The 11,277-nt window shown below is 66.2% G+C and carries 9 protein-coding genes; all 9 read left to right on the forward strand.

Going from position 1 to position 11,277, the window contains the following annotated elements:
- Window positions 1-117 precede the first annotated feature (117 nt).
- Window positions 118-2,271, forward strand: a complete 2,154-nt coding sequence (gene scpA, locus I73_RS16635) for a methylmalonyl-CoA mutase (RefSeq protein WP_022981652.1) — start codon at window positions 118-120, stop codon at window positions 2,269-2,271.
- 30 nt (window positions 2,272-2,301) lie between these two features.
- Window positions 2,302-2,790, forward strand: coding sequence for a GNAT family N-acetyltransferase (locus I73_RS16640; protein ID WP_022981653.1), 489 nt, complete (start codon window positions 2,302-2,304; stop codon window positions 2,788-2,790).
- A gap of 4 nt (window positions 2,791-2,794) precedes the next feature.
- A complete protein-coding gene (gene meaB / locus I73_RS16645) occupies window positions 2,795-3,832 on the forward strand; it encodes a methylmalonyl Co-A mutase-associated GTPase MeaB (RefSeq protein WP_022981654.1) in 1,038 nt (345 codons plus the stop codon).
- A gap of 41 nt (window positions 3,833-3,873) precedes the next feature.
- Window positions 3,874-5,406, forward strand: a complete 1,533-nt coding sequence (locus I73_RS16650) for an acyl-CoA carboxylase subunit beta (protein ID WP_022981655.1) — start codon at window positions 3,874-3,876, stop codon at window positions 5,404-5,406.
- Window positions 5,376-5,759, forward strand: coding sequence for a hypothetical protein (locus tag I73_RS32705; protein WP_148289820.1), 384 nt, complete (start codon window positions 5,376-5,378; stop codon window positions 5,757-5,759). Before I73_RS16650 ends, I73_RS32705 begins: the two co-directional genes overlap by 31 nt.
- An 11-nt stretch (window positions 5,760-5,770) precedes the next feature.
- A complete protein-coding gene (locus tag I73_RS16655) occupies window positions 5,771-7,846 on the forward strand; it encodes an acetyl/propionyl/methylcrotonyl-CoA carboxylase subunit alpha (RefSeq protein ID WP_022981657.1) in 2,076 nt (691 codons plus the stop codon).
- 10 nt (window positions 7,847-7,856) lie between these two features.
- Entirely contained in the window at window positions 7,857-8,324 is a 468-nt protein-coding gene (locus I73_RS16660) for a VOC family protein (protein WP_022981658.1), read from the forward strand.
- A gap of 162 nt (window positions 8,325-8,486) precedes the next feature.
- Window positions 8,487-10,433: a DUF1631 family protein gene (locus I73_RS16665; RefSeq protein ID WP_083876826.1), complete on the forward strand. Its 1,947-nt coding sequence runs from the start codon at window positions 8,487-8,489 to the stop codon at window positions 10,431-10,433.
- 104 nt (window positions 10,434-10,537) lie between these two features.
- The coding region (locus tag I73_RS16670) for an AMP-binding protein (RefSeq protein WP_022981660.1) at window positions 10,538-11,277 on the forward strand (740 nt) is incomplete at its 3' end.

An 11,277-nucleotide genomic window follows, 5' to 3' on the forward strand; every position in this document is an offset into this window, starting at 1 on the left:
CCATGTCAAGATGGATTCACAATTATGCATTCTGTATCATTGTCAGCAAGCCAATCTGGCAAGCAGATGCACAGGGACGTGACCCAGGCGATTTCCCGCCGGGCCCCAGGAGATTCCATGTCGAACCCGAACGAATTCAAATCCGCCAACCTCGAACAGTGGGCCCAGGCCGCCAGCAAGTCGGCCGGTGGGGATCTGAGCAAGCTCACCTGGCACACGCCCGAGGGCATCGAGGTCAAGCCGCTCTACACCGCGGACGACACCGCCAGCCTGCCTTACGCCAACACGCTGCCGGGCTTCGAGCCCTTCATCCGCGGCCCGCAGGCCACCATGTACGCGGTGCGGCCCTGGACCATCCGCCAGTACGCCGGCTTCTCCACCGCCGAGGAGTCCAACGCCTTCTACCGCAAGGCCCTGGCGGCCGGCGGCCAGGGCGTGTCGGTGGCCTTCGACCTGGCCACCCACCGCGGCTACGACAGCGACCATCCGCGCGTGACCGGCGACGTCGGCAAGGCTGGCGTGGCGATCGACTCGGTCGAGGACATGAAGATCCTGTTCGACGGCATTCCGCTGGACAAGATCTCGGTCTCGATGACCATGAACGGCGCGGTGCTGCCGGTGCTGGCCGGCTACGTGATCGCGGCGGAAGAGCAGGGCGTGCCGCAGGACAAGCTGTCCGGGACCATCCAGAACGACATCCTCAAGGAGTTCATGGTCCGCAACACCTACATCTACCCGCCCGAGCCGTCGATGAAGATCATCGGCGACATCATCGAGTACACGAGTCAGAACATGCCCAAGTTCAACTCGATCTCGATCTCGGGCTACCACATGCAGGAAGCGGGCGCCAACCAGGCGCTGGAGCTGGCCTTCACGCTGGCCGATGGCAAGGAGTATGTGAAGACCGCCATCGCCAAGGGCCTGGACGTGGACGACTTCGCGGGCCGGCTGTCCTTCTTCTGGGCGGTCGGGATGAACTTCTACCTCGAGATCGCCAAGATGCGCGCGGCCCGCCTGCTGTGGTGCCGCATCATGAAGGGCTTCAACGCGAAGAACCCCAAGAGCCTGATGCTGCGCACGCACAGCCAGACCTCGGGCTGGTCGCTGACCGAGCAGGACCCCTACAACAACGTGGTGCGCACCACCATCGAGGCCATGGCCGCGGTGTTCGGCGGCACCCAGAGCCTGCACACCAACTCGCTGGACGAGGCCATCGCGCTGCCCACCGAGTTCTCGGCCCGCATCGCCCGCAACACCCAGCTCATCATCCAGGAAGAGACCCACATCACCAACGTGGTGGACCCCTGGGCCGGCTCCTACATGATGGAGACGCTGACCCAGCAGATGGCCGACAAGGCCTGGGCCATCATCGAGGAGGTCGAGGCCATGGGCGGCATGACCAAGGCGGTGGACAGTGGCTGGGCCAAGCTCAAGATCGAGGCCAGCGCGGCCGAGAAGCAGGCCCGCATCGACTCCGGCAAGGACGTCATCGTCGGCGTCAACAAGTACAAGCTGGCCAAGGAGGATCCGGTCGAGATCCTCGAGGTGGACAACGTCAAGGTGCGCGAGTCCCAGATCGCCCGCTTGAAGCAGATCAAGGCCAGCCGCGACAACGCCAAGGTCCAATCTGCCTTGGACGCCTTGACCGCCTGCGCTCAGAGCGGGCAGGGCAACCTGCTCGACCTGTCGATCCAGGCCATCCGCCTGCGCGCCACCGTGGGCGAGATCAGCGATGCGCTGGAAAAGGTGTTCGGCCGCCACCGTGCGGACATCCAGAAGGTGACCGGTGTGTACGCTGCTGCCTATGACTCCGCCGAGGGCTGGGAGAAGCTCAAGGGCGAGATCGATGCCTTCGCCGAGCAGGCCGGGCGTCGTCCGCGCGTGATGATCGCCAAGCTGGGCCAGGACGGCCATGACCGGGGCGCCAAGGTGGTGGCCACCGCCTTTGCCGACCTGGGTTTCGACGTGGACATGGGCCCGCTGTTCCAGACCCCCGAGGAATGCGCCCGCCAGGCCATCGAGAACGACGTCCACGCGGTGGGCATCTCCACGCTGGCCGCGGGGCACAAGACCCTGGTGCCGGCCATCATCGCCGAGCTGAAGAAGCAGGGCGCCGACGACATCATCGTCTTCGTCGGCGGCGTGATCCCGGCGCAGGACTACGATTACCTCTATGAATCTGGCGTCAAGGGCATCTACGGTCCCGGCACGCCGATCCCGGTCAGCGCCAAGGACGTGCTCGAGCAGATCCGCGCCGCCCAGCAGGCCTGAGTCATTTCAGCTTCCATCCTCGCCACACCCATGCCCACTCAGTCGCCACCGCCCGGACTCTCCCTCAGGCCCGCCAGCGACGACGACTTCGAAGCCCTGCTGTTGCTGCGCCTGGCCGCCATGCGCGAAAGCCTGGAGCAGGTGGGGCGTTTCGATCCCCAGCGCGCGCGTGAGCGTCTCTCGCGCGGCTTCCAGCCCAAGTTCACCCGCAACATCCTGATGGATGGTGAGCTGGTGGGCTTCGTCGTGGTGGTGCCGCTGGAGGACGACAGCGAATGGTTGCTCGACCACCTCTACATCCATCCGAATGCCCAGAAGCTGGGCATCGGCTCCTGGGTGATGGAGCAGGTGCTGCAGGAGGCCGACCGCCACGGCAAGGCCGTGCGTGTTACCGCTCTGCGCCTGAGCGACGCCAACCGCTTCTACCAGCGGCATGGCTTCCAGCTGCAGGCCGAAGGTGAGTGGGACTTGTATTACCTGCGGCCCGCTGCCTCGGCCGGCCCGACCGACCTTCGCTGATCCGATGACGAGCCTTCCCCACGACGGCACCCTGGAGGCCGGCGAGCAGCGTCTGTGCGAGCAGGTGCTGGGGGCCGACCCGCTGCTGCGTCGGCGCGCCATCGCCAAGACCATCACGCTGCTCGAGTCGACCCGGCCGGACCACCGGCTGCGCGCCGATGCCCTGCTCAATGCCCTGCTGCCGCATGGCGGCAGGTCGTTCCGCTTGGGCATCTCCGGCGTGCCCGGCGTGGGCAAGAGCACCTTCATCGAGGCCCTGGGCCTGCACCTGATCGCCCAGGGACACCGGGTGGCCGTGCTGGCGGTGGATCCATCGTCCAGCGTATCCGGCGGTTCCATCCTGGGTGACAAGACGCGCATGGAGCAGCTCTCCGTCCAGGAGGCCGCCTACATCCGCCCCAGCCCCTCGGGCGGCACCCTGGGCGGCGTGGCCGAACGCACCCGCGAGGCGATGATCGTCTGCGAGGCCGCCGGCTACGACGTGGTGATCGTCGAGACCGTGGGTGTGGGCCAGAGCGAGACGGCCGTGCACGGCATGACCGACATGTTCTGCCTGCTGCAGCTGCCCAACGCGGGCGACGACCTGCAGGCCATCAAGAAGGGCGTGATGGAGCTGGCCGACTTGGTGGTCATCAACAAGGCCGACATCGACGCCAACGCGGCCACCCGCGCCCGCGCCCAGATCACCAGTGCCCTGCGGCTCTTCGGCCAGCATGGCAACCCCGAGCACGCCCACCACCTGGAAGACCTCTGGCACCCCGAGGTGCTGCAGCTCAGCGCGCTCAAGAACACCGGTGTGTCCGAGTTCTGGCAGACCGTGAGCCGCTACCGCGCGCTACAGCAGCGCAGCGGCCGGCTGGCCGCGCGCCGCCATGCCCAGGACGAAGCCTGGATGTGGGAGCGCATCGACGCCGGGCTCAAGGCCCTGTTCCGCTCCCATGCCCAGGTCCGCGAGGCCCTGGCACCCCTGACCACCGAGGTCCGGGCCGGGCGCGTGGCGGCCTCCGTGGCCGCACGCCGCCTGCTCGACCTGTTTCACTGACCCATTCCAAGTACCCCCGAGAGACCGAGGAGTGAACCATCATGCATGACATTCAGCAGATGCTCGAAGACAAGCGCGCCAAGGCGCGCCTGGGCGGCGGCGAGAAGCGCATTGCCGCTCAGCACAAGAAGGGCAAGTTGACCGCCCGCGAGCGGCTGGAGCTGCTGTTCGACGAAGGCACCTTCGAGGAATGGGACATGTTCGTCGAGCACCGCTGCGTGGACTTCGGCATGGCCGACAGCAAGATCCCGGGCGACGGGGTGGTGACCGGCTACGGCATGATCAACGGCCGCCTGGCCTTCGCCTTCAGCCAGGACTTCACCGTCTTCGGCGGCGCGCTGAGCGAATCCCACGCCGAGAAGATCTGCAAGATCATGGACCAGGCCATGAAGGTCGGTGCCCCGGTGATCGGCTTGAACGACTCGGGCGGCGCCCGCATCCAGGAAGGCGTGGCCTCGCTGGGCGGCTATGCCGACGTGTTTCAGAAGAACGTGATGGCCTCGGGCGTGATCCCGCAGATCAGCATGATCATGGGCCCCTGCGCCGGCGGCGCGGTGTACTCGCCCTCGATGACCGACTTCATCTTCATGGTGAAGGACAGCTCCTACATGTTCGTCACCGGCCCCGAGGTGGTGAAGACCGTGACCCACGAGGAGGTGACGGCCGAGGAACTGGGCGGCGCCAGCACCCACACCACCAAGAGCGGCGTGGCCGACCTGGCCTTCGAGAACGATGTGGAAGCGCTGCTGATGCTGCGCCGCTTCTTCAACTACCTGCCGCTGAACAACCGTGACAAACCGCCGGTGCGCCCCAGCGGCGATCCGGTGGGCCGCCTGGATCACTCGCTGGACACCCTGGTGCCGGACAACCCCAACAAGCCCTACGACATCAAGGAACTGATCCTGAAGGTCGTGGACGACGGCGACTTCTTCGAGCTGCAGCCCGACTACGCGGCCAACATCGTGATCGGCATGGCCCGCATGGAAGGCCAGACCGTCGGCATCGTGGCCAACAACCCGCTGGTGCTGGCCGGCTGCCTGGACATCAAGAGCTCGATCAAGGCCGCGCGCTTCGTGCGCTTCTGCGATGCCTTCAACATCCCGGTGATCACCTTCGTCGACGTGCCCGGCTTCATGCCCGGCACCGCGCAGGAGTACGGCGGCATCATCAAGCACGGCGCCAAGCTGCTCTACGCCTATGCCGAGTGCACGGTGCCCAAGGTCACCGTCATCACCCGCAAGGCTTATGGCGGCGCGTACGACGTGATGGCCTCCAAGCACCTGCGCGGCGATGTGAACTTCGCCTGGCCCAATGCCGAGATCGCGGTGATGGGCGCCAAGGGCGCGGTGGAGATCATCTTCCGCGAAGACAAGGGCGACCCAGAGAAGCTGGCGGCCCGCGAGGCCGAGTACAAGGCCCGCTTCGCCAACCCCTTCGTGGCCGGTGCACGCGGCTTCATCGACGACGTCATCCAACCGCACGAGACCCGCAAGCGCATCTGCCGCTCGCTGATGATGCTCAAGGACAAGAAGCTGGAGAACCCGTGGCGCAAGCACGGGAATATTCCTCTTTGATTGGAGTTGATATGCCAAGTCTGCCAACGGACCTACCGGACTGCGGTGTCGGCAAGCTGAGAACTAGGCGGAACATCAACGGGGCCCCCTTCAGCTTCAAGGTAGAGGACTTCGTCGGTTTTCCAACTATGGATGGGAAGAAGTTCATTTGCTTGCAAAAAATCCAACACACGGCGCCCAAACCGGCGAGTGAGTACCGTTTTGCTTACTACATGGTCGGTGTGAAGCCTGGGGCGAAGGGGCGCTGGGTCTTCGGCCAGTTTGCGCTTTTACTCAGTGAACCCGAACTGAAGAGATTGCTGAGGATGGCTGCGAAGAAGTGGCCAGACTTCTCCAAAGTACTTCCGAACTGAGCGAGTCCTACATGTTCAAGAAGATTCTGATTGCGAACCGCGGCGAGATTGCCTGCCGCGTGATCAAGACCGCCCGCAAGATGGGCATCCAGACGGTGGCCGTCTACTCGGAGGCCGACAAGGACGCCCGTCACGTCGAGCTGGCCGACGAGGCCGTGCTGCTGGGCCCGGCGCCCTCGCGCGAGTCCTATCTGGTGGCCGACAAGATCATTGCCGCCTGCAAGGCCACCGGGGCCGAGGCCCTGCACCCCGGCTACGGCTTCCTGTCGGAGAACGAGGACTTTGCCCGCCGCTGCGAAGAAGAGGGCATCGTCTTCATCGGCCCGAAGCACTACAGCATCGCGGCCATGGGCGACAAGATCGCCTCGAAGAAGCTGGCGGGCGAAGCCCAGGTCAGCACCATCCCGGGCCACAACCAGCCCATCCTCTCGCCCGAGGAGGCCGTGGGCATCGCCCAGAAGATCGGCTACCCGGTGATGATCAAGGCCTCGGCCGGCGGTGGCGGCAAGGGCCTGCGCGTGGCCTACAACGACAAGGAGTGCTTCGAGGGCTTCTCGTCCTGCCGCAACGAGGCGCGCAACAGCTTCGGTGACGACCGCGTGTTCATGGAGAAGTACGTCCAGGAGCCTCGCCACATCGAGATCCAGATCCTGGGCGACAGCCATGGCAACGTGGTCTACCTGCACGAGCGCGAGTGCTCGATCCAGCGCCGCCACCAGAAGGTGATCGAGGAGGCGCCGTCGCCCTTCATCAGCGACGCCACCCGCAAGGCCATGGGCGAACAGGCCGTGGCCCTGGCCAAGGCGGTGAAGTACCAGAGCGCCGGCACGGTGGAGTTCGTGGTCGGCAAGGACCAGGACTTCTACTTCCTGGAGATGAACACCCGTCTGCAGGTGGAGCACCCGGTGACCGAGTGCATCACCGGCCTGGACCTGGTCGAGCAGATGATCCGCGTGGCCGCGGGCGAGAAGCTGGGCTTTGGTCAGGCCGACATCAAGCGTGAAGGCTGGGCCATCGAGTGCCGCATCAATGCGGAAGACCCGTTCCGCAACTTCCTGCCCTCCACTGGCCGCCTGGTGAAGTACCAGCCGCCTGCCGCCAACCTGGAGCAGGGCACCGAGACCCTGCAGGGCCCGGCCTACGCCAGCGGCCACTTCGGCGGCGTGCGCGTGGACACCGGCGTCTACGAGGGTGGCGAGATCCCGATGTTCTACGACTCGATGATCGCCAAGCTCATCGTGCACGGCAGCGACCGCAACGACGCCATCGCCAAGATGCGCGCCGCGCTCAACGCCTTCGTGATCCGCGGCATCAACAGCAACATTCCCTTCCAGGCGGCCCTGCTGGCCCACCCGAAGTTCGTCACCGGCCAGTTCAACACCGGCTTCATCGCCGAGCACTACAGCCAGGGCTTCAAGGCCGAGGACGTGCCGCACGACGACCCCTTGTTCCTGGTGGCGCTGGCGGCCTTCGTGCGCCGCAAGTCACGCGCTCGCGCCGCCACCATGAGCGGGCAACTGCCGGGGCACGAGGTGGCGTTTGCCGACCAGGTGGTGGTGGTTCAGCTGGGGGCGGAAGGCCAGAACGTCTACCACCCGGTGCAGCTGGGCGCCTTTGACGATGGGGCCGGCACGCTGGACGTGACGGTCGGCCACAAGACCTACACCATCCAGAGCCAGGTCAAGCTGGGCGAGGTGCTGATGACCGGTCTGGTCAACGGCCAGCCTTTTGCCGCCCAGGTCGAACGTGGTTCGGCCAAGAAGCCGCTGGCCCTGCGCATCGCCCACAACGGCACCGCCATCGAGGCGCTGGTGCTGCTGCCGCGTGCGGCCGAGCTGCACCAGCTGATGCCTTACAAGGCACCGCCCGACCTGTCCAAGTTCCTGCTCTCGCCCATGCCGGGCCTGCTGGTGGATGTGGCGGTCAAGGTGGGGCAGAAGGTGCTGGCCGGCGAGAAGCTGGCGGTCATCGAAGCCATGAAGATGGAGAACATCCTGGTGGCCACGCAGGACTGCGTGGTCAAGGAAGTCCGCGCGCAGAAGGGCGAAAGCCTGAGCGTGGACCAGGCCATCATCGCCTTCGAGTGAGGAGCCGCCCATGAGCAGCGCCAAGCCCTTCAAGATCCTGGGCATCCAGCAGATCGCCATCGGCGGGCCCGACAAGGCCCGGTTGAAGTCCCTGTGGGTCGACATGTTCGGCCTGTCGGTCAAGAGCACCTTCGTCTCCGAACGCGAGAACGTGGACGAGGACATTTGCGCGCTGGGCATCGGCCCGACCGCGGTCGAAGTCGACCTGATGCAGCCGCTGGATCCCGAGAAGAAGCCGGCCGTGCACGCCACACCGCTCAACCACGTCGGACTCTGGGTGGACGACCTGCCCAAGGCGGTCGAGTGGATGACGGCACACGGCGTGCGCTTCGCGCCCGGGGGCATCCGCAAGGGCGCAGCCGGCTACGACATCTGCTTCATCCACCCCAAGGGCAACGAGGAGTTTCCGGTGGGCGGTGAGGGCGTGCTGATCGAGCTGGTGCAGGCGCCGCCGGACGTGGTGGCCGCCCTGGCCTGAGTCAGGCCGTTCATCGCTTTGCCCAGAGCCCCAGGCCTGCCATCCGGCAGGCCTTCTTGTTTCTGGGCTTCACACGGGCTTGCCGGGCGGGCATCGGATCTTTACGCGGTGGTCATACACTTCGGCATTGATTCCGATTCCATCGACATTCCACTTGGCGCCATGACCCGCAGTTGTAATTTCCAGGCTCTGTGGCTTCACGTCGTGGAGGGCCTGCCCGTGTGGGCGGCCGGTGTGGAGCGGGGGACCAAGGACAGTCTGCTCAACAGCCTGTCGAGCCCCTGGGAGCATGCCGGTGGTCGTGGTGAGGCCAGCCAGGCCCTGTCCTGGCTGAAGGCACGCCATGGCGTGGTGGCACAGGCCCTGGTTCGCGCGCTGGCCCAGCGCGTCAAGGAGGAGCTGTCGCCGGCCAAGGCGCCCGACCTGCAGATGCGCGAGTTCCTGCTGGACTCCTCCCCCATGCTCTCGCTGATGGACGAGTCGTCCATGCAGGAGGGTATCGAGACCGGGCGGCTGGCCCAGCAGGTCACCCACCTGACCGAAAACACCTTGCGCGAGTTGCGCACCCTGTGTGCCATGCTGCCGGGGCGGCCCATGCATGAGCCCGAGCTGGCCTACCCTCTGAGTCCGGCCATCGTGGCCGAGTCCTTCAGCCAGGCGCTGGTGGACCTGGGGGCAGAGCCCGAGCTGCGCCTGCCCATCCTGCGCGCGGCGGCCAGCGTCCTCGGGAGTCAGACCCTGCAGATGTTCGAGCGCCATCTGCAGTGGTTGCGCGACCAAGGGTTGCGGCCTGCATCGGCGTCGATTCGCCCCGCCTCGGCCATCGGCGGCACGGCCTACGTGGGCATCGAGCGCCTCTTCTCTGCGCCGCCCGGGGAGTTCCTGGGCGCGATCGGTTCTTCGGGCAGTGCGGTGGGGTCCGTCGCGACCCAGGCCGGCCTGTCGCCCCCGCTGGTGCGCAAGTTGGAGCAGCTGACCCGGGTGCTGGCCCGCCAGAGTCACGCGGGCGCGGCCATGGATTCGGTCTGGCGCCGTCTGCTGGCGCAGGTCGAGCGCCTGAGCCCGAAGGAGCTGTCGGCGCTGCGGCAATCGACGCACCCCTTCTGGCGCCTGTTGGACCGCCTGGCCGCGCTCAGTGCGGTCCAGTCGCCCAATGACCCGGACATGCGTGAGCTGGCCGCCCGGCTGGGGCCGATGCTGGCCGAGCTGGAACGGCCGCAGGAACTGTCCCTGGAGGCTTTTGACAGCGCGCTGAGCGAGTTGGACAGCGTGCCCGGCGATTTCGGTGACACCCGGCCTGCCGAGCTCGAGACGGCCTTCGACATGGAGTCCAAGCGGCGCGAGATGGAGCCCACGGTCCGGGCCCAACTGGCCGATCAACTGCACAAGACACCGGTGCCCGACGATGTGCGCCAGTTCCTGCAGGGGCCCTGGGTTCAGGTGATGACCCACACCCTGGTGCGCCAGGGGCCGGGCTCGCCCTCGGCCTTGCGCTACATGAACCTCGTGCCCGATCTGCTCACCGCGGTGGGACGTTTGCGCCGGGGGGCCGTGCCGACCCTGATCGAGCGTCAGGCCCTGCTCGATGCCGCCCGCGAGGGCATGATGGCCGCGGGATTCGCCATGCACCAGGTCGATGGCCATGTGGCCGATCTGACCCGCCTGCTCTCGGGCATCGAGAAGATCTCCCTCATGGGGCTCAGCTCGACGGTGGTGGTGGTGCCCAGCGCCCCGACCGTGGGCGACCTGTCCGGCCTGCCGGAACTGCACGGGGACGAATGGGCCGGTCATGCCGAACTGGCCACCGTGCCCATGGCCATGGACGAGGACGATGACCACAGCCTGGTGGAACGCGAGGCCTGGCTCGACGGGCTGAAGGTGGGCGACCTCTGCCGGCTGATGCTGCAGGGACGTTGGGTCACCGCGCTGCTGAACTGGCGCAGTGACAACGGTCAGTTCTTCATGTTCAAGAGTCGCCGTGGCAGCGGAGCGCACACCATCACCCGCCACATGCTGAACCGTCTGCGGGCCGAGGGCCTGGCCACCAAGGTCGAGCCTGGCCAGATGCTGGCCCGTGCGCTGGAGACCATGCTTCCTCCAGAAGCCTGATGTGCATCAAGGCGCTGCCACGGGAGTGACAGCGCAATGTCAGGCTGAATGCGTTCAATCGCTGGATGGTCGCAAGACACGACCCATCGAACGAGGAGACAAGCATGAGCCTGACCTACCGCTCCTACCAGGAGTTCCACCGCGCATCGATCGAGCAACGCGACGCCTTCTGGGCCGAGCAGGCCCAACTGATCGACTGGCACAAGCCCTACGAGCAGGTGTGCGATTACAGCCAGCCGCCGTTTGCCAAGTGGTTTGCCGGTGGCCAGACCAACCTGTGCCACAACGCGGTGGACCGTCACCTGGCCACCCGCCCGGACCAGAACGCGCTCATCTTCGTTTCCACCGAGACCAACACGGAAAAGACGTACAGCTTCCGTGAGCTGCATGCCGAGGTGCAGCGCATGGCCGCCATCCTGAAGGCCCAGGGTGTGGCCAAGGGCGACCGGGTGCTGATCTACATGCCCATGATCGCCGAGGCCTGCTTTGCCATGCTGGCCTGCGTGCGCATCGGCGCCATCCACTCGGTGGTGTTCGGCGGCTTCGCCAGCCACTCGCTGGCCACCCGCATCGATGACGCGCAGCCCAAGGTCATCGTCAGTGCCGATGCCGGCATGCGCGGCGGCAAGGTCGTGCCCTACAAGCACCTGCTGGACGAGGCCATCAGCCTGTCCACCCACCAGCCCGTGGCGGTGCTGATGGTCAACCGCGGCCTGGCTGACTTCGCCAAGGTCGACGGCCGGGACATCGACTACGCCAGCGAGCGTGAGCGTCACCTGAACGCCGAGGTGCCCTGCGAGTGGGTGGACAGCACCCACCCCAGCTACATCCTCTACACCAGTGG

This window comes from Ideonella sp. B508-1, assembly GCF_000333615.1.
In the GTDB taxonomy this organism is placed as follows: domain Bacteria; phylum Pseudomonadota; class Gammaproteobacteria; order Burkholderiales; family Burkholderiaceae_C; genus Ideonella.

What these genes read in the sequence shown, in the direction of transcription:
- I73_RS16650 (WP_022981655.1), top strand. Translation starts at nt 3,874, where the DNA reads ATGCATGACATTCAGCAGATGCTCGAAGACAAGCGCGCCAAGGCGCGC.
- I73_RS16660 (WP_022981658.1), top strand. Translation starts at nt 7,857, where the DNA reads ATGAGCAGCGCCAAGCCCTTCAAGATCCTGGGCATCCAGCAGATCGCC.
- meaB (WP_022981654.1), top strand. Translation starts at nt 2,795, where the DNA reads ATGACGAGCCTTCCCCACGACGGCACCCTGGAGGCCGGCGAGCAGCGT.
- I73_RS16665 (WP_083876826.1), top strand. Translation starts at nt 8,487, where the DNA reads ATGACCCGCAGTTGTAATTTCCAGGCTCTGTGGCTTCACGTCGTGGAG.
- I73_RS16640 (WP_022981653.1), top strand. Translation starts at nt 2,302, where the DNA reads ATGCCCACTCAGTCGCCACCGCCCGGACTCTCCCTCAGGCCCGCCAGC.
- I73_RS16655 (WP_022981657.1), top strand. Translation starts at nt 5,771, where the DNA reads ATGTTCAAGAAGATTCTGATTGCGAACCGCGGCGAGATTGCCTGCCGC.
- scpA (WP_022981652.1), top strand. Translation starts at nt 118, where the DNA reads ATGTCGAACCCGAACGAATTCAAATCCGCCAACCTCGAACAGTGGGCC.